The sequence below is a fragment of the Bacteroidota bacterium genome, assembly GCA_016714535.1.
GTDB lineage: Bacteria > Bacteroidota > Bacteroidia > AKYH767-A > OLB10 > JADKFV01.
Window position 1 is genome coordinate 85,035 of record JADKDR010000009.1, and the last position, 21,571, is coordinate 106,605.

Here is a 21,571-nt window from a genome sequence, read left to right on the forward strand (position 1 = left end):
TTCTATTTAACATAATTACAAATCGGCTTTTCATTATTCCGTGCATCTTTACCAGTTTCAGGCTCGGTGGCTGTCGAATCAATCGCTCCTGTAGTATCTAACGTTACACCATTTTCATCTTCATTCACAGCAATCTCATCTTTTAGCTCAACTGCATCTACTTTACAAACCGATGCAATGCTATCATCATCATCCAACTTTATCAGTCTTACTCCCTGAGTAGCCCTTCCCTGAACACGCAATTTTTCTACTTCTATACGGATGGTAATTCCCGACTTATTTATAATTATTAGGTCATCAGTTTCTACTACTGATTTTATAGCCACCAGGTTTCCTGTTTTATCTGTTACGTTTAAGGTACGAACACCTTTACCTCCCCGGTTGGTTACTCGATAGTCTTCGATATCGCTGCGCTTGCCATAGCCATTTTCGCTCACCACTAATATGGTCTCTTTGGTAGTATCCGAAAGGCAAATCATACCAATTACGAAATCTTTGTCTTCATCCATACGCACACCAGTAACACCTATGCTGTTACGGCCTACGGCACGCACGGTACTTTCGTTGAAGCGTATTGCCCTTCCTGACTGCGTTGCAAGAACTATTTCATTTTGACCATTGGTAAGTCTTGCTTCAAGCAACTCGTCACCGTCCGAAATGTTAATAGCGTTAATTCCATTGCTACGTGGTCGTGAATAAGCCTCTAACAAGGTTTTCTTAATAATTCCCTGTTTGGTAGCCATTATAATGTAGTTGTTATTGAGGTATTCCTCATCAACCAGATTTTTTACAATGATAAAAGCTTTAATCTTATCGCCAGGTTCAATGTTTATAAGATTTTGAATGGCGCGGCCTTTGGTTGTCTTATTTCCTTCGGGCAATTGGTAAGTGCGCAACCAATAACATTGTCCCTTTTCGCTAAATAGCAGCAGGTAGTTGTGATTGGTAGCCACAAATATATGTTCTACAAAATCTTCTTCGCGCACCGAACTTCCCATAGATCCGCGTCCACCACGTCCTTGAGTGCGATACTCTGCAAGTGGTGTGCGCTTAATGTACCCTAAATGCGATATGGTAACAACCACCGAATCATCGGCTATCATATCTTCCATGCTGATGTCATCATCAGCCATTACTACTTCGGTTCTGCGCTTGTCGCCATATTTATCGCGCATTTCTATCATTTCACCCTTTAGTATTTCCATGCGCAAAGTCAGGCTTCCAAGTACTTCATTAAGGTAAGCTATTTGCTTCATCAATTCGGCATATTCATCCTTAATTTTATCACGCTCAAGTCCGGTAAGGCGCTGTAAGCGCATTTCCAAAATTGCTTTTGCCTGAATTTCGCTAAGTGCAAAGGTTGTGATAAGTCCATTTTTGGCTTCGTCTGGGGTTTGAGAGGCGCGTATCAAAGCAATTACCTGGTCTAAGTGGTCGAGGGCAATAAGTAACCCTTCTAATATATGTGCCCGCTTTTCTGCTTCGGCTAATTCAAATTTGGATTTTCGCACTAAAACTTCGTGGCGGTGATCCACATAATGCACTATTTGATCTTTCAGGTTGAGCATCAATGGGCGACCATGCACAAGCGCTATATTATTTACACTAAACGATGTTTGAAGTCCTGTAAATTTAAAAAGATTGTTGAGAACCACATTGGCCATGGCATCGCGCTTAACTTCGAATACAATACGGGTGCCTTCGCGATTACTTTCATCACGCATAGCAGATATCCCTTCAATTTTCTTCTCGCCTATTAAGTCTCCTATTTTCTCAAGCAATACCCCTGTGTTGGTTTGGTAAGGTACTTCGGTTATAACTATACGCTCACGGTTGTCTTTGGTAGTCTCAATATTTGTTTTGCTTCGAATAACAATGCGGCCTCGTCCGGTCATGAATGCTTCGCGAACACCACCATAACCATAAATAATTCCACCGGTAGGAAAATCAGGAGCTATGATGATTTTCATTAACTCCTCAATGGTAATTTCTTTATTATCTATGTATTCAATTATTCCATTTAGCACTTCGGTAAGATTGTGCGGGGCCATGTTAGTAGCCATACCAACAGCAATTCCCGATGCTCCATTTGCTAATAAGTTAGGTATTCTGCTAGGCAAAACAGTTGGTTCCTGGAGTGTATCGTCAAAGTTTGGACGGAAGTCAACGGTTTCCTTCTCTATATCATGCAACATTTCTTCGGCAATCTTGCGAAGGCGTGCTTCGGTATAACGCATTGCCGCAGGTGGGTCACCATCCATGCTGCCATAATTACCCTGCCCATCAACCAGGGTATAGCGCAGGCTCCAGTCTTGTGCCATTCGCACCATCGTATCGTATACCGATGAATCGCCATGTGGATGATACTTACCTAAAACCTCTCCGACTATACGTGCCGACTTTTTATAGGTACGATTGCTTAATACTCCCAGATCTAACATACCGTACAACACCCTGCGGTGTACCGGCTTTAATCCATCGCGTACATCGGGCAATGCACGACTTACAATAACCGACATCGAATAATCGATGTAGGCCGTCTTCATTTCATCTTCTATATTTACCTTGATAATCCTGCCATTTTCGGCACTACTGTTCTCTTCCATTTTTTTCTTTCTTCTTGTTCTATTTGCGTTTCTATTTGGGAACGCGAATGTACTATTTTCAATTGAGGATTGAAAGGATTATTATTTGAAAATGTATATAAAATGATTAACAAAACAGCAGCACGATATTTTTACGAAATGTTTGTCTAGCAAGTGTTTCAAGATATATCTATTTGCTAATGAATTATATTTGTTGATAAGTAAATTTGCGTTCACTTTTTGAAATTAGAATAGGTGTTTTTTTATAAAAAAAATAATGGTTCTAATCGCTTCCTTTCTAGTATCCTTTAGCTTACTATTTACTATTTCATCTCGAAAATCTTATTCATCAATAGCCATTTTTCTCTGGGCTTTGCACAAGGCAAAGCTTGCTGATATTGCCACATTAACACTTCCCATTGCTGCACTTTTAGATTTATCATATCGGCTTGATTCTTTTTTTCAAAAGTGAACTCATCCTGAGCTTCAATTATCATGAACAGCCTATTACTAATGCGGTAAATTTCGAGACTGGTAATGCCTGAAGATTTTATGCTTTCAATAATTTCGGGCCACACTTGTTGATGATACTTTTCATATTCAGCTATTAATGCATCATCCTCTTTTAAATCCAGTGCCAGACAATATTTTTTCATTGTTGCGAGGTTTTAACTTGATATCCTTTTAAACCAAAAAATAGTACCGGAATAAAACACGCCAAAGGCACCATATAAGCCCATTGTATCGAACTAATATCAGATATACGGCCCATAATTAAAGGAATAACAGCCCCTCCGGCTATTGCCATAATGATGTAAGAAGATGCAAGTTTGGTTTGCTTGCCCAGGTTAATTATGCTTAAAGAAAAAATGGTTGGAAACATAATTGACATAAAAAACTCTACGAACATTAAGCAGAATACAGAAGGTTTTCCTTCGGCCAAAACAGCAATCAACAATAGCAGCATATTTATTACTGAATACAAAGCAAGCAGCTTGTTGGCTGCAATGTAATTCATAAGTACTGTGCCTATAAAGCGCCCAATCATAAACATCAATAAAGCAACCGATAAATAATAGGCAGCTGATTGTTCATCAATTGCCGCAGTACTTCCTAAAAACCGAATAAAGAAACTACCCACTCCTACTTGTGCACCCACATAAAAGAATTGAGCTATAATGCCCCAGGTAAGATGACTATGATTTAAAACGCTTTTGCCATTGCTTTTTTGCTTTTCTATTTGCTCTTCTTCTATTTCGGGCAAATGCATTTTATAAACTATTATAGCTACCAGAAGCACCACAAATCCAATTATTACGTAAGGGATTTTTACGGTTGCTGCTTCTTCAAGATAAAAAGTGTGGCGTTGCAATTCGCTCATATTAACTATATCAGCTTCACTTAATTGCTTGCCTGACAGGATAAATAGCCCGCCAAGCAAAGGCGCTATGGTTGCACCAAGTCCATTAAATGATTGAGCGAAGTTTAAACGCAGGGTAGCCGTTTCGGCTTTGCCCAAAATAGTGATGTAAGGATTGGCAGCGGTTTCTAAAAAGGTTAATCCACTGGCTATAATAAATAAGGCGACAAGAAATAACGGAAAACTTATAGCTGATGCAGCCGGATAAAATAAAAAAGCTCCGCAGCTGAAGAGCAATAATCCTGTTATGATTCCAAGTTTATAACCAAACCTTTGCATTATCATTCCGGCCGGAATGGCCATAATGAAGTAAGCTATAAAAAATGCAGAGTCTATTAATGCACTTCCCATATCGCTTAATGCACATGCTCTTTTTAAATGAGGAATTAAAATCGGATTTAAATTATGTGCCAATGCCCACAGAAAAAACAGGCTGGTTACAACAATAAATGGTATGGTATAGTTTCTTTTATTTTGAGTCATAGCGTTGAAAAAATTTAAAGAGGTTAAAATCCTCTCCTCCTTATTTTAATTTTAAATGCGCCTTCGATATCCTTATCCGTTACAAGAATAAGGTAACCTCCCCCACCCGCTCCTGAAAGTTTCCAACCATATACAATGTTTTTGTACTTATTTATAACCTCCTTAATTTCATCATTCACGGTATTAGGAAACATGGCCTCTTGCGCATCAAACGATTCTCTAAAAGCTTGTCCAAATATTCCGATATCACGACTTAGTATTGCTGACCAGCAACTTTGGCTTGCGTTGGCTAAAGCCAACGCTTTAGCGGGAGTAATATCTGTTTTGTCAAGTACATGATAGTCTCTTTTGCGAGGACCAAGCGAAACCAGACACAAATGTTTTTCAAGCCAACTTAAAATAAGTTCGTCATGCACGCTTTCTATTTTCTTAGGCCAGTAATCCTCTTCTGCATAAAACAAGTAATTAAGCCCTGGCAATACTATTCCTAATGCATCTTGCGAACCCGAAACATCTTTGGTGCCTGGAGGATTGTCAAAAGCAAATAAGATTTTTGCAAGCTTAATTTTATCGCCTTGTGGTATGGATGAACTCCACAACTCAATTGCCTTATTACGTGTGCTCGAAGCCATACCGCTACGCAAGTTAAATTCTACATTAGGCTCAATCGAAATAGTTAGAACCGGCCCGGCAGCATATTTTGAAACATAAGGCTGATCGAGCCAGCCTCCAGCCAAATCAATTCTATAAGGAATATCACAGTTCGTTCGAAGATTGGTAGTTGATCGAGCATCAAAATTTTCGGGTGGAATACGTTTTAGTATTTTATATTCGATACGATGCTCGGCACATAATTTTTCTTTTTCGGGTGTTGCACCATCCTCATTTACAACAAAAATATCTGGTTTGATTTCGGCTAACTCGCATGTAAAATCCATGATTCCCCAGCCAGAATTTATCCTGCATTGTTTTACACAGATTAGCGACTCAAGCATATACTTTCTTTCCTTCTGCGCTACCACCGGATAGCGCCCTTTAAGGTGATGCACATTTTCGTCAGAACCTATGCATACATACACCTCCCCATAGCTTGATGCCTCTTGCAAAAATGCAATGTGCCCGCTATGCATCATATCAAAACAGCCGGTAACAAATACTTTTTTGGAACTCATAAAATTTAGGTGGAGAAAAATTTCATCTATAACTGACGAAGGAAACAATTAATCATCACACTGCCAATGCTGTTTTAAAAATTGAAGATTGCCTTCCATTCAGATTATCCATTATTAATATTCAAGCGGACCTTTGCCTTGCATTATTTTAGATAAAAACTTTTCTATTAGCCCTCTGCGAGTTTCCGGTTGTTTAGCCTTAGCAAAATGTATGATATATCCCCGTTGCCGGCCGGCAGTTAAGGCCTCAAAGGCGGCTTTATATTTGGGGTCCATCTTAAGTCTTTCTTCTAGCTCAGTTGGCATCGGATAAGCTTCAGCTTTTTTTGGTGGCATTTTAATACCGGCTCTCTCAATTTCGATAGCTTCAAAAATATATGCTTTCAACAGCTTTTCTTTTTTTTCGATGTCTTTTAAAACTGTAAATTTTATCAATCTACCTTCTTGCGAATTCTCTCCGGGCTTACTCAAAAGTTGGTGTTCATCCTTCAACAGTGCGCCTTTAAAAAAGCTAATTGCACAATACTCCTTAAATGCACTTACTATCAAAATATTCTTTTTCTCAAAGGTATAGCAGGGTACTCCCCATTTACATTCTTCGGTAAGGCCGCATTCAAGAACTAGATGGCGTAACCTATTTAAAAGTGGCAACCATGAGTTTACCTTGCACTGCGGTGTGTTGCCTAAAGCACAGCGGCCACAGCCTTCTGCTAAATACGCTTCAACGGATTTGGTCATGTTATTAATCGTCTAATCCTTTACCTTCCAAAATTTTCGAAATATATTTTTCAATACGTGCCACTCTTGTTTTTTCCAATTTTGCCTGAGCAAAATATAATAAATAACCACGCTGCCTGCCGGGTGTTAAGGCACTAAATGCAGTTTTAATATTTTTATTTTTATCGAGTAAGGTTTTAAATTCATCAGGCACTTCAAAATCAGAAACTTTTTTCATTTCTGGTTTTGCTCCTGATTTTTCCAAAGCAATCGCTTCATGCAGGTATGCTTTAATAAGTGATTCCCTATCTATTATCTCACGAATATCTGTAAATCGCAGTTGCCTTGCAACCTGCACATTTGGTGTTTGTTGTATTAGCAATTTACTTTTATCCTTTAATAAAACTCCATTATGAAAAAGTATTGCACAGTAATCTTTAAACCCATGAATGAGCGCAACATTATGGTCTTGATAAGTATAACAGGGCACTCCCCACTTTAATTCTTCGGTAAGCTCGCAATCAAGTAAAATGGTCCGAAGCTTTTCGAATTCCGTTTTCCACTTTTTTGCTTTTGCAAAAAAGAAATCAACTTTTGGATTCATTGGGCATGATGTTATTTTAAAAATCGGTTCAAAAATACTTTAATCAATTTCTACTTCAAATCAATTTCTTTCAAATTTAGTTCTGTCTTTCTTTCTATTCAATAGGCAACACTACTTTTTTTTAAAAGTGAAAAACTTAGATTTCAAAGGATAGTTAGCAAGTGTCAAAACAGGAAGCTATATTTGTGATGTAAAATAATATGATTTCAAAACGGTGTAAATATGCATTAAAGGCTTTGCGAAGATTAGCTCTAAGCAAGGATTATGTAATGAAGGCATATCAGATAGCAGATGCTGAGCGTATTCCAAAAAAATTTTTAGAGCACATTCTTATTGACTTACGCACCCATGCACTAATAGGTAGCAAGAAAGGTGCCGAAGGGGGTTACTATTTGCTTAAGCCCGCAAGCGATATTAAGTTAAGCGATGTGTACCGCATATTTGATGGTGCTATAGCCATGGTGCCTTGTGCCAGTGAAATGTACTACGAAGCTTGCGATGATTGTGAAGACCCCGATACCTGCAAACTCAAGGAAATATTTTGTGATATTCGCAATAAGACCTACGCACTAATGGAGAAAAAACCATTGCACAAATGAAATAAGGGCTTTGCTTTAACCGCTTTTATTTGCACCATCAAGCTATTTGGCAATCGAACTATCTGGTTTTGCACTTTGAAAGGATTAATAAATCAGCCTTTTTTTGATTACATTATTTATGGCAATTTCGATTAGAGGCTCATTGACTGACTTCTGAAAAAACTATTTACATTTGCCCACATTAAAATCAATAATCATGTCAGAAGATTTTTTACCATTAAATGGAACCGACCACATAGAGTTTTATGTAGGAAATGCGAAGCAAAGCGCTTATTACTATCAACACGCGTTTGGATTTGAATTGATTGCCTATGCAGGCCCTGAGACAGGTGTGCGCGATCGGGCTTCGTATGTATTGCAACAAGGCAAAATACGATTTGTGCTATCAACCGCACTACAGCCGGAACATGAAATTACACGTCATGTGGCACAGCATGGTGATGGTGTTAAGGTGCTTGCCTTATGGGTAGATGATGCTGAAAAGGCATTTTATGAAACCATGGCCCGCGGGGCAAAGGCACACATGCAACCGCAGGTAAAGAGTGATGATTTTGGTGAAGTAAAAATTGCTTCCATACATACTTATGGCGATACCATACATAAGTTTATTGAGCGAACCAATTACAATGGCCCTTTTTTGCCGGGTTATAAAGCCGCTCAGTCGAAATTTAAAGTAACTCCTGTTGGACTTGAAGTGGTAGATCATTGCGTTGGAAATGTGGAGCTTGGCAAAATGAATGATTGGGTTAAGTTCTATGAAGATGTAATGGGCTTTAAAATGATTATCACTTTTGATGATAAAGATATCAGCACCGAATATAGTGCCTTAATGAGCAAAGTGGTTAGTAACGGAAATGGCTTTGTAAAATTCCCGATTAACGAACCTGCCGAGGGTAAGAAAAAATCGCAAATAGATGAGTATCTTGACTTTTACCATGGTGCAGGTGTACAACATATGGCTTTGTTAACTAACGATGTTATTAAAACCGTTACCGAACTTCAGGCACGTGGTATTGATTTTCTTACTGTACCAACTACCTATTACGATGAACTGCAAGCTCGTGTTGGCAAAATTGATGAGGATATATCTGTACTTGCTAAACTGGGAATTCTGGTGGATCGTGATGACGAAGGGTACCTTTTACAAATATTTACCAAGCCGGTTGAAGACCGACCAACGGTATTTTACGAAATCATTCAGCGCAAGGGTGCCAAGTCTTTTGGCAAGGGAAATTTTAAAGCTTTATTTGAGGCAATTGAGCGCGAACAGGCTATCCGCGGAAATTTGTAACCACCATTTTTAAACTTGTAACGGTTACGTTATACTTTATTATTGTATTTAACTACTAGCGTAAGATGGTTACGCTTCCGGTTTTAATAAGCAGATCGTCATTAATAAATCCTTTGTAATCTATTTTGTAATAGTAGACACCTGTAGGGCACGACTTGTCTACAAACTCACCGGCCCATTGTATCCTTGGATTTTTGGTTTGAAAAATTGGCTGCCCCCAACGGTTAAATACTGTAACATTAAACTCCCTAAGAAAATTTGCAAAAAGTTCCCATTTATCATTTACCCCATCATCGTTAGGTGTAAAGGCATTTGGTACATATAACACAGGTTGTTGAATCAGTATGATTTCATTACTCCAACTAAACTCATCTCTACTGCCCTGCCCTTCTATTGCTTTTATCCTGTATTTATAGTAACCACGAATTGGACTCAAATCGTTATCAAGAAAATTAAAAGTGTTGGAGGATACGGTAGCAAGAAACGCTAAAGGACTATCATCATCATCAGCTCGCCATATCTCATATTTCTCAACTCCCCCCTTCCATTCATAATATTCGCTCCAGTTAATATGATTTTCGAATGGTGATGCATTTCCCTGAAGCAGGATGGTACAGGCATCGTTACTATACGGACTAATGTTTTTACAATAATCAATATTCAACATGCGATAGCAATAAGACGAAGTTGCAGTGGCAACTTCAGTATCAACAATCGAATCGGCAGCATATTGATTTAACGTTTTCCAAGGTTGGTATTGAATTCCCATTTGCTCATTATGCTCCCCTTTCTCTATCTTATAAGTACTGAAATAAGCATTTTGATCAAAGTCCCATTTTAATAGAATACTATTATCAGTATTAACTGTTGCCCGTGAAATGTAATTTACATTTATATTCTTGGCATCATCACTGCAAAGTGTGTCAGAATAAACTATGTTATCGCATTTGTTTACACCAAGCATATAATAGCAATAATTAATGTTGGCATGATTTGTAGCTGCGAGGTCAATAAAATTATCCTTATACACATCGAATATCGTATCAATTAAATTATACGGCCCTCCTCCTGCACTTTTATACAGTAAAAAGTATTTAAAAAATCCGGAGTCCTGAGGGTTTACAATTCCATAAAACACCTGAAGTTGATTGGGATTATTCACATCCATACACAACAAATTAGCAGGAAGCAAGCTGGGAGGCTCTACTACATTAATTGTAAAACTAAATCTCTTCGTTTTAGGAAGCGGACAGCCATTGTCTTTAATTTTATATTCAACTTTGTAAGGAGAATTGGCAATGTGGTCGCAGGTTGTTTTCCAACAAAAGTCAATATCAACAACTAAAAATCCGCTGTCTGCGTTACTGGTAGCAAAAGGCGCAACTGCTGTACCTCCTGCAAAACAATCACCATTAAAACTTATGGTGATGGAATCTTTAATATCAGAAAAATTGATTGTAAAACACAACGAATCTGTGGCTTTAACCGTATACACATTGTTTGCTCCGGGTGGTATGGTTGGCTGTGCAATAGGATCAGCATTTTGATTACATGTTATTACAAAAGTTTCTAACTCTCTTCTGGAAATTCCGATACGCACACCATTGCGCCATTCTTCGCACACAATGGCCATAGCATATAAACCTAAAGCTGTTGGAGTAACCGAAATTAAACCCGTAAAGCCATCGATTTTCAATTGCGGATTGGCATCCATTACCTGATTTACACTATACCCTTGTGCCCATCCTACCGGTTGATAAGGTGCAGGATCTGGAGTTAATCCGAGCCCTTGACTTCCAATGGTTGAAAAAGGGTTTGGGTTTTGAGGACTTGTATGTCCACCATCTAAAGGAGTTACTAATTTATAATAAAGTGAATCTCCATCAACATCGGCAGCCGAAAAATCATATGTAAACTCCTGATTGATGCACATATACGGTATGGGAGGATTTTTGAAAACAGGAGTTGAGTTAATTATACTGGGATTAGGAATTTCGAGGTAAAAAGCCATTCCTGAATTTTGAGGATTACTAAGATTTATCACCGCTGTGTTTCTGCAACATCGTTCCCAAATCAAATAATAACCTCCGGCTTGTGCTGGTAAATTTATGTTAGTAATGTAAGTGCCAACTTCCATACACACACCTTGCGGAGTGCCGCAAGATGGCCCGGCCAGTTGAATAGGCACAACATTCACCAATGCCATGGTAAAATCTTTTTCCAGAAAGTTGTTATTTTTTCTATATACTGCAACTATGATGGTATCGTCAAAATCTGCTCCCTGAGCATTTGAACAATCGCGAAACAACTTCAACGTAACTTGGTAATTGTAAGTGCCTCCTAAGTATTTTGCAGTAAAATCTCCGCCAACAATATGAAAAGCATTACTATCCGAAAACAGCAGGCTAAGTAGCAAAGTAAGTATTATGTTACGTAGTTTCACGGTTGAGGGGCTTTTTAAATACATTTGACCCTTGTAATTTTTTACAATAATAACGTTTTAAAGATTAATATAGTTTCTTTTTAACGAAAAAAATCGAGTAATCCATATATGTTAATAGAAAATTTACACATTCATGATATTGCTGATGATGGCATGGCAGTTGGTCGCTATAATGATTGGGTGGTGTTTGTAAAAGGTGCCGTGCCTGGCGATATCATACATGCCAGAGTTTTTAAGAAAAAAAAGAAATATGGCTTTGCCTCACTAGAAGAGATCGTTACACCATCTGAAAAAAGAATAACACCTGTTTGTACTCACTTTGGCATTTGTGGTGGATGTAAATGGCAAAGTCTGGATTACGAGGCTCAATTAGCTTTTAAGCAAAACATGGTTACTAATGCATTTAAACATCTAGCCGGAATACAGTATTACGAAACGGAACCCATAATAGGTTGTGACAACATATACCATTACCGAAACAAGCTTGAGTATACCTTTAGCAATAAGCGCTGGTTTACCGCAGATGAAATGCATTTGACCGAACCGTTAGCAGCAAATGGACTTGGCTTTCATGTACCCGGTCGCTTTGATAAAGTATTGGATATTCAAACTTGCCACCTAATGGACAATCGGCACAATGATCTCCGAAATATTATTAAATCGTTTTGCCTTGCGAATGATTATTCATTTTACGATATCAAAAGTCAAGTTGGTTTGATGCGTACGCTGCTCATCCGAACGACACAAGCCGGTGATTGGATGGTTGTTCTCGTTTTTGGAAACCATGACCTTGAAAAAATCGCTTCATTGATGCAAGCCATTAAAAATGAATTCTCCTTTATTACATCTCTTCAGTATATAATAAATACTAAAAAGAACGATACCTACTTTGATCTTGATCCGGTATGCTACCATGGCAATACACACATCATGGAGCGAATGGATGATTTAACCTTCCGAATAAGTGTAAAATCCTTTTTTCAAACTAATACGGCACAGGCTATTCAACTTTATCGTAAAACTGCGGCATTGGCCAATTTGCAATGTGATCATATCATATATGATTTGTATACAGGTACCGGTACAATAGCCAATTATATTGCCCGGTCATGCAAAAAAGTTGTGGGCATTGACTACGTAAAAGATGCTATTGAAGATGCTCGCCAAAATTCGATGTTAAATAATATAAATAACACTGCTTTTTACGCGGGCGATATGAAACGTATATTGAATGATGACTTTATTTGCACCCATGGCCAACCTGATGTTGTATTTGCTGACCCTCCGCGTGCCGGAATGGACAAAGAGGTTATACAGCAATTAATTCATACAGGAGCGAAGCGCATTGTATACGTAAGTTGCAATGCAGCTACCCAGGCACGTGATGTGGCTTTGCTAAGTGAACACTATTCGGTTCAATCGATGCAGGCTTTTGATATGTTTCCGCATACACATCATGTAGAAAATATCGCACTTTTAGTACATAAATAAATGCTACGTTTTTATTTTTCTTTTTTATTAATGGCTCTAATTTGTAAGGTAAATGGCCAAACTGAAGTTGTTAGCGGTAAGCTTGCAGTTGACTCGTTGTACAATTATTATTATGCAAATTATTATACCCAATCGTTCGGTTTTGAAATAAGCGAAGTGAAGAATCCTTACTTATACGAAATTGCCGAAGACTGGATAGATGTAAATTACAAGTATGCCGGTGATGATATGAATGGGACAGACTGTTCGCATTTTAGCAGCAACGTATACAATTACAGTTATGCTAAATCATTGTTTGGCTCATCGGCTGATATTCAAAAGAGTTGCACCTACCGGGTTGAGCGTGAAAATTTGAAGGAAGGTGATTTGGTTTTTTTTGCAATCAATTCAAAAAACCATATCTCGCATGTGGGTGTGTATCTATGCAATAACAAGTTTGTACATGCAACCACCCAAGCAGGAGTTATCATCAGTGACCTTAACGAAGAATATTATAACAAGTATTTTACAACGGGGGGCAGGTATTGAAAATAAAAGACAAATTTTCAGAACCAATCGCTTTTCAAAGCAATTAAACCTTTTCTTTTAAGCTAACCTGAATTGTGCAAGTATTTACTACTTCAAATGAGACTTCGAGCATATTATATTTGCTTTTTTAGTAACTGAATTATCTCATCCATTTTGTCAATCATAGTGCGCAGCATTTTGGTTGGTGTGGAATTATTGTTGTGTTGATTGTAAATAAAGTTGTTGCTATTTGCTTCTTTATGATTATTAAATGTTTGATGGAAAATTGGTTGCACATGAAAGGTAATCAAATCAGCGGGTTTCATTATAAATATTTTGGCTGATTTTTCAATTTTTTCCTCATCAATTTTGCTATAGCCAGTTTCAAGATTTGAATATTGCATTGTAACCCACCGACTAACCCATATTGTGTATATTTTTGATAGTCCGCTTGTTTAAAGTAAAATGGAGAGAAATAATGCAATCAAAAAAATCTTGTTTGAGCAAAGGTCAAATACAAGTTCATTTTAATGATACACAAGAATATAATTGAAGATATACCTGTTTTCCAATAATTGATTCATTTACAGACCTCACACCTTGACACTTAAGTGTAAATGTTAATACACTTTTAGCTATTGTAATTATTTTGGTAAGACAATAAACTTTAAAGATTGCCTCATTGTTCCATCCATACTTAAGCCAACTAGTGTGTACGACCCAGCCGACAAATCGTCCAGATTGACATTAGTTTGCTCATCAGAAACTTTCATATTTTTTACTTCCGCTCCTGCTAAATTATAGATGGTAACACTTATTGGTTGTGTAAATGACTTAGTCAGTGTTAATCTATCAATAGCAGGATTTGGATGTATCGAAAGCATGTTTAACGTCATGTCCTCATCAAAACCCAATGGTTGACAATATTCAGTAATAGTGACATTAGGGTTTGATATAGAATATTTTATACTGTCAGTAAAAAACGATTGTTGGCTAAACAGAAATTGTGAGTTGCTAACAATAACTGGCATGGGCGTTTCAATCAAGTCTGCTCCATAACTTTGACAAGGAAAGTAGCCAGGTATGTTTTTTATTAGTAATGAATAGGTTGTATATGCATTGATCCCAACAACAAATTCAAAACTTGGTGTAGAAACTATGCTGTTTGTATACCATAATTCTGTATTAAAAACATTGGCCGATATTGGTAAGCCAAGTGCATCGACACTAAAATAAAACCCTCCAAGGCTCGAAACATATTGCTGCCAATAGTTTCCGGCACCAATTATATTACCATTTGCATCTTCATTCAAATGGATTGGATAAAAGTTTCTAGGGCCAAAGATGGCAGAATCTAAGTCATAGCGATAAGCCCAAATTGGATTTAGGTTTTGATCTAATTTAATCAAACTCATTTCACTTTCAAGGTTATTACCCGCATAGGCAGTTCCACAAACCATTATGTTTCCATCTGAAAGTAATTTCAAACATGATGCATTCCATAAGTTAGAAAGAGATACATGTTGAACTGCATTTCCTGCATGATCAAAGCGAGATAAAAGTCCGCCAGTCATTTGGGAGCCAACCAAAATGTCTCCATCAGTTAATTCAATAGCATCATGATATGAGCTACCAAAATTAGCTTGCTTATGCCATTGTAATACTCCATTTGGAGATACGCTACATATAAAAGGATCTCCTGTTAGCATATTTTGAGTATAAATTACAACTCCTGTAATTATATAGTTGCCCTGACTTGTTTCAAATATTTTACGTGGGTAATACTCTCTTGTATTAACTTGTTCGTAAAATCGATTCGAGAAGATTACGTTTCCAAGCAAATCCATTTTTAGTACCATGAGGCCAATATTTGCTCCCGAATTCATTGGTCCTGTATAATAACTTGTTGTAAACACTAAGGAACTGTCTGAGGTATACATGCCCCAAATATTTGATCCTGCATAAAATGCACCAGTCAATTTTTTTTCCCAATTGATTGTAAAATTGCTGTCCATCGAAAATATCGTAATCTCAAAAAAAGGACTGTTGCCATAACAAACAAATTCGTTGTCATTAATTTTAATCAGACCTTCAACATTGTATCCGGTGCTTGATTTAATTTTTTTAAAGTTTTGCGAGTACGCCTGGTTTGTTGTAAGCAATCCTAACAGGCTTAGTAGGACTGCTATTAGTTTTTTGTTCATAACAGTTGTTTTAGTATGAGCCAAAATTAAAGCATTCATTTTAAAATTTTGTCACGCCCATGTAAAAAGTTTTCTATGTTTAAAATTGTTTAGACGAATGAATGAATATGCATTCATCGAAAAAATAATCATTATTCTCTTTGTCGAATTTGTTCAATGAATTATTTGAAAGTTGTTATTAGCTAAGCATATTCTAATGCTAAAAATTACCTGACCTGACGCAACCCACTCGCTGCCCCATTACCTACTATCAATAAAATAACTTTAACAACACACTAACGATTAGTTGAGGTTACTTTTTTGCAACGGTGATTATTAAAGACAAAGAACCTTTAAAACTTTAATACGTATGAAATCAAATCGAATGAGCATTGCGCTTTGGCTATGCATGATAAGTTGTGCAACATTATTTGTAACTGGCTGTAGCGAATATTATGATGAGTCGTTACAAAGCAGTTCCCTTGATAAAAAGGGACTAACAACCAAATCATCAAAAAACTTTGAGTACCTGGAAAAGGAAGCAGACTATAGATTTAAGACAAAAAATTCAATTGAAACCAAAAGGTATATAGACAAGGTTACAAACCGATTTGGTGGTGTTATTAAAGCAACTCAAATAAATCCGCAGGAGTTAAATGCAAATACGATAGAGCTACCCAATGATAGCATCAAAGTTTTCAGAGAAGAAAAACTATATATAAGCCAGTCAATAGCAATACCATCACCTTATTTCGATTCGTTTTTGGATAGTTTGGTTACGCGTATAACCAGACCCGAATTACTTGAGATACGAACTACCGACAGGAGTTACGAAGTGTTAAAAAACAAACTTTATGCGCAAGCACCTGTGCTTGCGGGCAAGGATAGTAACCTCATAAAGCAAGAGCGAAAAATTAATGCGTATGAACTTAACAAACTAGTGGAATATTCAACCATCAACATTACCTATTACGAAGACTCTCACATACGCACCGAAGTATTGCCCAACATCAGCAAGATGATGAAAGCCGAAACAGCATTTGGAGTAAAAGCTTCTGATGCTTTCTTAAAAAGTATAGTCGGAGTTGAGCGATTTTTACTTTTCATCATTCGAAACTGGATAGTGCTTTTGGTATTGGGCTCAATAGGATTTGTAATTTATAAAATACGTAAACGTATTTTTAGCTCAACTGTAAGGACATTGCAATCAACAATAAATCAGTAGCAGTGAAAAGCTAGAATTTTTAAAGTAAACAGGCATTTCATTTCGAATTTTGTTTAGTAAAATATACGTTTCATTATAATGGCAGCAAAGCTATATTTGCACAAATATTAAATCGAAATGGCTGATAAGGAAAAGTTTATTGAAGCAATAAATGCGGGCTACACACATAAAGGTGATAGTATAATTTTGGGTGCGGGAATTTTGGATGGTGCGCCAGTTGAAGGGTTGCAAATTAAGGCCCCGCTAAAAATGATGAACCGACATGGGCTTATTGCTGGTGCTACCGGCACTGGCAAAACCAAGACCATGCAAGGAATAGCTGAATCCCTTTCTGCTAAAGGTATACCTTGCTTGCTTATGGATGTGAAGGGTGACTTAAGTGGACTTGCACAAGAAGGTGCAATTAATACTAAGATAGAAGAACGCAGCAAGTCGATTGGAATTAAGTGGAAGCAACATGCATTTCCTGTCGAAATTTATAGTATAAGCAATGATGCGGGAGTGCGCATGCGCGCTACGGTTAGTGAATTTGGTCCCGTATTGTTTTCAAAAATATTGGATCTTAATGATACGCAAGCAGGGGTTGTTTCTTTAGTTTTTAAATATTCTGACGATAAGCAAATGCCATTGCTCGACCTCAAAGACTTTAAGAAAGTTTTGCAATTTTTAACCAATGAGGCCAAGGCAGAAATAAAGGGAGACTATGGTGCTATTTCTACCGCCTCGGCATCTACCATTTTACGAAAAATAATTGAAGTAGAACAGCAAGGTGCCGAACAGTTCTTTGGAGAACGTTCGTTTGAAGTTGAAGATTTGATCAGGATAGACAACCAAGGCTATGGTTATCTTTCGATAGTCAGGCTTACTGATATGCAAAGCAAACCTAAATTGTTTTCAACTTTTATGTTGAGTCTGATGGCAGAAATATATGCCACCTTTCCAGAAATAGGAGATGCTGATGCACCCAAGCTTTGTGTATTTATTGATGAGGCTCATCTTATATTTGATACAGCAAGTAAAGCCCTGCTCGATCAATTGGAAACTATGATTAAACTTATACGTAGTAAAGGTGTAGGTATTTACTTTGTAACCCAACTACCTACCGATATACCTGCAGCAATATTAAGTCAGCTTGGTATGAAAGTACAACATGCACTACGCGCTTTTACAGCCAACGATCGCAAGGCTATTAAGCTTACCGCTGATAATTATCCTCTTACTGAGTACTATAATACTGAAGAACTGCTTACATCACTTGGAACAGGCGAAGCACTTATAACAGTACTTAATGAAAAAGGCAATCCAACACCATTGGCGCACACCCTTTTATGCCCTCCGCGGTCGCGCATGGATATACTCACACCCGAAGAATTGAATACATTGGTAAGCAAATCGAATGTTGTAAAAAAATACAATGAAGTAATAGATAGCAAAAGTGCGCACGAAATTCTAACCGATAAGCTTGCTGCTCACATCGAAGAAACTGCAGAGGAAGATTCAGCAAAAGAGCAAAAAAAGGAAAATGACGAACCTGGTATGATTGAAAAAGCTGTTACCTCAAGCGCGGGTAAACAAGTTATGCGAACTGCTGCCAGCATTATCACTCGCAGTTTGCTTGGTGCTATTGGTATAAAAAGTACAACACGCAGAAAGAAAAAATCGGGTTGGTTTTAGAACTTTTTATTTCTTAACAATTAGCGAAGCAAGTTTAAATGTAAGGTCGTAAAAAAGAATTTTTGGATTGGCGTTGCGTTCTATTTGATTATAGGCACTTGTTAGTTCCTTAGTAAAACCTTCAATATTGTTTTGAGTAATGTATGGCGCAAAAACACTGAAGTTTTTAAATACTTCATCATTGAATCGCTGTAAATTCTTTGCTCCGTGATTAAATATAAGACACTCCCTTACTGTTTCGATACTGAATATCAGAAACTGCTTAATACCTTCTCTTTTTAGTTCGGCTAACTCATTGGTCATATCCACTAGTTCTTTTGCCTTTTTTAATGGGCGCAAACAAACGCGCATCCACTCCAGAAATTTTTCTTCGTGCGGAAAATCAAACTCCTCATTTTGCAATGCCTGTCCAATGGCAGATATATTACTGTCGCATAATCGTATAATGCGATTAGCTTCTACTGCAGAAATATTTTTTTTCGATAACATCCATTGTTTTAGCATATCATCATCTGGTTTGGGAATATAAACCAATTGGGTACGGCTAATAATTGTAGGCAACAATTTTTCTGTATTTTCAGCAATTAATATAAACAAGGTATTGTCAGGAGGTTCTTCCAATACTTTCAATAATTTATTACTGGTTATAACGCTCATTTTTTCAGCCATCCAGATAATGCATACTTTTAGTTTAGCTTCAAACGATTTGTAACTCAGGTTTCGGATAATGGTAGTAGCTTCTTCTTCTTTTATGGATAGTTGCCTGTTCTCTACATCTATCTGATCAAGCCAATCATTTATAGTAAAATAGGGATTTGCCAAAAAGCATTTTCGCCAGGTTTCAATAAAATTTATACTAGCGGCATCTTTTATTTTCTCTGTATTCGCAACTGGAAAGATAAAATGCAAATCGGGGTGTGAAAGCTTTTCATATTTGATACATGAGGAACAAGTACCGCAACTATCGCTAACTATTGGCGAAAGGCAATTAATAAACTGTGCGTAAGCTAATGCCATAGCAAGCGCACCAGTTCCAGGAAAAGCATGGAACAACTGTGCATGGCTTATTCTACCAGTTGTCGCGCTGTTTATTAAATGTTCTTTGGTGTGGAGGTTTGCAAGTATTTGTGAAAATTTCATGCTGCAAGTTTAATTATTCATTGGCTTTAATACATCGTTGTAAAAAAAGAAAAGCGCCTTCGGTTAAAAAGGCGCCTTTATTTAAGTAATTAACCAATTTGCTTATTGCTCGGTGGTTTCATCATCTTTTTTATCAGCCAATGCTGCTAATTTTTCCTTAGCACGCTCAAGCTCTCCCGCTTCTAAATTCGATTTCAAGTTGGCCAACTGATCAAGGTCACCAAATGTGGTTTTCTCTACTGCTTCCTTTACTTTCTTTACGCTCTTTGCTTCTTGCTCGGCTTGTTTGTCTGCTTCGGTTTTTTCCGCTGATCTGGCTGCATCATTTGCTGCTTCTACCGTGGCCTTATGCGAAACCACAATCTTGCGGTTTTCTTTGCTAAACTCTATAATCTTAAAGGGTAACTTCTCTTCCGTCTTAGCAATTACGTTTCCTTCTTTGAACAAATGCTTATATGGTACAAAAGCCTCTACTCCGTAAGTCATGATAACCGAAGCTCCCTTATCCGTAATTTTACCTACAGTTCCTTCATGTATGCTGCCTACAGCAAATACAGTTTCATAAGTTTCCCAAGGATTTTCTTCTATTTGCTTATGGCCAAGACTTAATCTGCGGTTTTCAGTATCTACTTCCAATACCAATACTTCAATCTCATCCCCTACCTTAGTAAATTCGCTAGGATGCTTGATTTTCTTGCTCCATGATAAATCACTGATATGGATTAAGCCATCAACACCTTCTTCTAGTTCAGCAAATACACCGAAGTTTGTAAAGTTGCGTACCTTAGCACTATGCTTGCTTCCTACCGGATATTTGCGGGTAATTTCGCCCCAAGGATCAGGTGTTAATTGCTTCAAGCCTAACGACATTTTACGCTCTGCACGTTCTAATGAAAGAATAACGGCCTCCACTTCATCTCCCACTTTCATAAATTCTTGTGGCGAGCGCAGGTGTTGGCTCCAGCTCATTTCACTAACGTGTATCAATCCTTCTACGCCCGGCATAATTTCGATAAATGCTCCATAATCTGCCAATACAACCACTTTACCTTTAATTTTATCTCCAACCTTAATGCCTTCATCTAACGCATCCCATGGTTGTGGTGTAAGTTGCTTTAATCCCAAAGCAATGCGCTTTTTCTCCTGATCGAAATCAAGAATTACCACATTAATTTTATCTTCTATCTTAAGTACCTCATCCGGATGATTAATACGTCCCCAAGAAATATCGGTAATATGTAATAAGCCATCAACTCCGCCAAGATCCATAAATACCCCATAAGATGTAATGTTCTTAACTACTCCTTCAACTACCTGGCCTTTTTCAAGTCTGCTCATAATTTCAAGCTTCTGATTTTCCATTTCTTGCTCAATCAGAACCTTATGTGATACAACCACATTTTTGAATTCGTTGTTAATCTTAACAACCTTAAATTCCATATGCTTGTCTACAAACTGATCGTAATCGCGAATAGGCTTAACATCAATTTGTGAGCCCGGTAAAAATGCTTCGATGCCAAATACATCTACAATCAATCCACCTTTTGTGCGGCATTTTACATAGCCTTGGATTATTTCGTCTGTATTTAGAGCTTGGTTTACACGTTCCCAACTCTTAAGAGCGCGTGCCTTTTTATGCGATAATACAAGCTGCCCGCTTTTGTCTTCTTGCGATTCGATATAGACTTCAACAGTAGAGCCCAATTTGATTTCAGGCATATACTTAAACTCTCCAATCGGAATTAAGCCATCGCTTTTGAATCCAACATTTATGATTACGTCACGATCGGTTTTACCAATAATGGAACCGCTTACTATTTCGTGCTCAGTAAATGCGCTAAGGGTTTTGTCATACATGGCAAGCAAATAATCTTGCTCTTCTTTGCGGTATCCTTGCTGTTTTTTGCCTGTTGACGACCAATCGATACCATCATCGGTCGCTACGTTAGCAGTTGGGTTTGACTTTACAACCTCTTCGGTTGTGTTAATTGTTTCTTCTGACATTTCAGATTTTTAAAAAATTATTAATTAATTACG

The 21,571-nt window shown here is 37.5% G+C and carries 17 protein-coding genes; 6 read left to right on the plus strand and 11 right to left on the minus strand.

Features of this window, described 5'->3' with window-relative positions:
* Positions 1-2 precede the first annotated feature (2 nt).
* The 6 genes from gyrA to IPO27_12985 form a co-directional block, all read right to left on the minus strand.
* A complete protein-coding gene (gene gyrA, locus IPO27_12960) occupies positions 3-2,606 on the minus strand; it encodes a DNA gyrase subunit A (protein MBK8847395.1) in 2,604 nt (867 codons plus the stop codon).
* A 302-nt stretch (positions 2,607-2,908) separates the two neighbouring features.
* The gene (locus tag IPO27_12965; GenBank protein ID MBK8847396.1) at positions 2,909-3,241 is read right to left on the minus strand and encodes an L-rhamnose mutarotase; all 333 of its coding nucleotides are present in this window, start codon (positions 3,239-3,241) and stop codon (positions 2,909-2,911) included.
* Positions 3,238-4,488, minus strand: a complete 1,251-nt coding sequence (gene fucP, locus IPO27_12970; protein MBK8847397.1) for an L-fucose:H+ symporter permease — start codon at positions 4,486-4,488, stop codon at positions 3,238-3,240. Before fucP ends, IPO27_12965 begins: the two co-directional genes overlap by 4 nt.
* Positions 4,489-4,511: 23 nt before the next feature.
* Complete coding sequence (locus IPO27_12975; protein ID MBK8847398.1) at positions 4,512-5,660, minus strand: adenylyltransferase/cytidyltransferase family protein; 1,149 nt, start codon at positions 5,658-5,660, stop codon at positions 4,512-4,514.
* A gap of 114 nt (positions 5,661-5,774) precedes the next feature.
* Positions 5,775-6,398 carry a YdeI/OmpD-associated family protein gene (locus IPO27_12980; protein ID MBK8847399.1) on the minus strand — a complete coding sequence of 208 codons (624 nt, stop codon included), beginning with the start codon at positions 6,396-6,398 and terminating at the stop codon, positions 5,775-5,777.
* Between the two features lie 4 nt (positions 6,399-6,402).
* Positions 6,403-6,981, minus strand: coding sequence for a YdeI/OmpD-associated family protein (locus IPO27_12985; GenBank protein ID MBK8847400.1), 579 nt, complete (start codon positions 6,979-6,981; stop codon positions 6,403-6,405).
* A 200-nt stretch (positions 6,982-7,181) separates the two neighbouring features.
* Between IPO27_12985 and IPO27_12990 the strand changes: the two genes are divergently transcribed.
* Both IPO27_12990 and hppD read left to right on the plus strand, forming a co-directional pair.
* On the plus strand, positions 7,182-7,580 hold the full coding sequence (locus IPO27_12990; GenBank protein ID MBK8847401.1) for an Rrf2 family transcriptional regulator: 399 nt from the start codon (positions 7,182-7,184) through the stop codon (positions 7,578-7,580).
* A gap of 196 nt (positions 7,581-7,776) precedes the next feature.
* Entirely contained in the window at positions 7,777-8,871 is a 1,095-nt protein-coding gene (hppD, locus tag IPO27_12995) for a 4-hydroxyphenylpyruvate dioxygenase (GenBank protein ID MBK8847402.1), read from the plus strand.
* A 55-nt stretch (positions 8,872-8,926) separates the two neighbouring features.
* Here the strand turns inward: hppD and IPO27_13000 are convergent, their stop codons facing one another.
* A complete protein-coding gene (locus IPO27_13000; protein MBK8847403.1) occupies positions 8,927-11,314 on the minus strand; it encodes a gliding motility-associated C-terminal domain-containing protein in 2,388 nt (795 codons plus the stop codon).
* Between the two features lie 108 nt (positions 11,315-11,422).
* On the opposite strand from IPO27_13000, the gene rlmD reads away from it, so the two are divergent.
* Together rlmD and IPO27_13010 are read left to right on the plus strand one after the other, a co-directional pair.
* Positions 11,423-12,805, plus strand: a complete 1,383-nt coding sequence (gene rlmD, locus IPO27_13005; protein ID MBK8847404.1) for a 23S rRNA (uracil(1939)-C(5))-methyltransferase RlmD — start codon at positions 11,423-11,425, stop codon at positions 12,803-12,805.
* A gap of 30 nt (positions 12,806-12,835) precedes the next feature.
* The gene (locus tag IPO27_13010; GenBank protein ID MBK8847405.1) at positions 12,836-13,333 is read left to right on the plus strand and encodes a C40 family peptidase; all 498 of its coding nucleotides are present in this window, start codon (positions 12,836-12,838) and stop codon (positions 13,331-13,333) included.
* 113 nt (positions 13,334-13,446) lie between these two features.
* Here the strand turns inward: IPO27_13010 and IPO27_13015 are convergent, their stop codons facing one another.
* Together IPO27_13015 and IPO27_13020 are read right to left on the minus strand one after the other, a co-directional pair.
* Positions 13,447-13,716: a hypothetical protein gene (locus tag IPO27_13015; GenBank protein MBK8847406.1), complete on the minus strand. Its 270-nt coding sequence runs from the start codon at positions 13,714-13,716 to the stop codon at positions 13,447-13,449.
* A 240-nt stretch (positions 13,717-13,956) separates the two neighbouring features.
* Positions 13,957-15,516 (minus strand): T9SS type A sorting domain-containing protein, encoded by a 1,560-nt coding sequence (locus tag IPO27_13020; protein MBK8847407.1) that lies wholly within the window; start codon positions 15,514-15,516, stop codon positions 13,957-13,959.
* 349 nt (positions 15,517-15,865) lie between these two features.
* On the opposite strand from IPO27_13020, the gene IPO27_13025 reads away from it, so the two are divergent.
* Positions 15,866-16,720 (plus strand): hypothetical protein, encoded by an 855-nt coding sequence (locus IPO27_13025; GenBank protein ID MBK8847408.1) that lies wholly within the window; start codon positions 15,866-15,868, stop codon positions 16,718-16,720.
* A gap of 117 nt (positions 16,721-16,837) precedes the next feature.
* Entirely contained in the window at positions 16,838-18,394 is a 1,557-nt protein-coding gene (locus IPO27_13030; GenBank protein MBK8847409.1) for a DUF853 family protein, read from the plus strand.
* A gap of 6 nt (positions 18,395-18,400) precedes the next feature.
* Here the strand turns inward: IPO27_13030 and IPO27_13035 are convergent, their stop codons facing one another.
* Both IPO27_13035 and rpsA read right to left on the minus strand, forming a co-directional pair.
* Positions 18,401-19,534 carry a hypothetical protein gene (locus IPO27_13035; GenBank protein MBK8847410.1) on the minus strand — a complete coding sequence of 378 codons (1,134 nt, stop codon included), beginning with the start codon at positions 19,532-19,534 and terminating at the stop codon, positions 18,401-18,403.
* 102 nt (positions 19,535-19,636) lie between these two features.
* Positions 19,637-21,538, minus strand: a complete 1,902-nt coding sequence (gene rpsA / locus IPO27_13040) for a 30S ribosomal protein S1 (protein MBK8847411.1) — start codon at positions 21,536-21,538, stop codon at positions 19,637-19,639.
* Positions 21,539-21,571: the final 33 nt, after the last annotated feature.

Bases quoted from the DNA above. Each gene is read 5' to 3' on its own strand.
- gyrA (MBK8847395.1), bottom strand. From the start codon at position 2,606: ATGGAAGAGAACAGTAGTGCCGAAAATGGCAGGATTATCAAGGTAAAT.
- IPO27_12965 (MBK8847396.1), bottom strand. From the start codon at position 3,241: ATGAAAAAATATTGTCTGGCACTGGATTTAAAAGAGGATGATGCATTA.
- fucP (MBK8847397.1), bottom strand. From the start codon at position 4,488: ATGACTCAAAATAAAAGAAACTATACCATACCATTTATTGTTGTAACC.
- IPO27_12975 (MBK8847398.1), bottom strand. From the start codon at position 5,660: ATGAGTTCCAAAAAAGTATTTGTTACCGGCTGTTTTGATATGATGCAT.
- IPO27_12980 (MBK8847399.1), bottom strand. From the start codon at position 6,398: ATGACCAAATCCGTTGAAGCGTATTTAGCAGAAGGCTGTGGCCGCTGT.
- IPO27_12985 (MBK8847400.1), bottom strand. From the start codon at position 6,981: ATGAATCCAAAAGTTGATTTCTTTTTTGCAAAAGCAAAAAAGTGGAAA.
- IPO27_12990 (MBK8847401.1), top strand. From the start codon at position 7,182: ATGATTTCAAAACGGTGTAAATATGCATTAAAGGCTTTGCGAAGATTA.
- hppD (MBK8847402.1), top strand. From the start codon at position 7,777: ATGTCAGAAGATTTTTTACCATTAAATGGAACCGACCACATAGAGTTT.
- rlmD (MBK8847404.1), top strand. From the start codon at position 11,423: ATGTTAATAGAAAATTTACACATTCATGATATTGCTGATGATGGCATG.
- IPO27_13010 (MBK8847405.1), top strand. From the start codon at position 12,836: ATGGCTCTAATTTGTAAGGTAAATGGCCAAACTGAAGTTGTTAGCGGT.
- IPO27_13015 (MBK8847406.1), bottom strand. From the start codon at position 13,716: ATGCAATATTCAAATCTTGAAACTGGCTATAGCAAAATTGATGAGGAA.
- IPO27_13020 (MBK8847407.1), bottom strand. From the start codon at position 15,516: ATGAACAAAAAACTAATAGCAGTCCTACTAAGCCTGTTAGGATTGCTT.
- IPO27_13025 (MBK8847408.1), top strand. From the start codon at position 15,866: ATGAAATCAAATCGAATGAGCATTGCGCTTTGGCTATGCATGATAAGT.
- IPO27_13030 (MBK8847409.1), top strand. From the start codon at position 16,838: ATGGCTGATAAGGAAAAGTTTATTGAAGCAATAAATGCGGGCTACACA.
- IPO27_13035 (MBK8847410.1), bottom strand. From the start codon at position 19,534: ATGAAATTTTCACAAATACTTGCAAACCTCCACACCAAAGAACATTTA.
- rpsA (MBK8847411.1), bottom strand. From the start codon at position 21,538: ATGTCAGAAGAAACAATTAACACAACCGAAGAGGTTGTAAAGTCAAAC.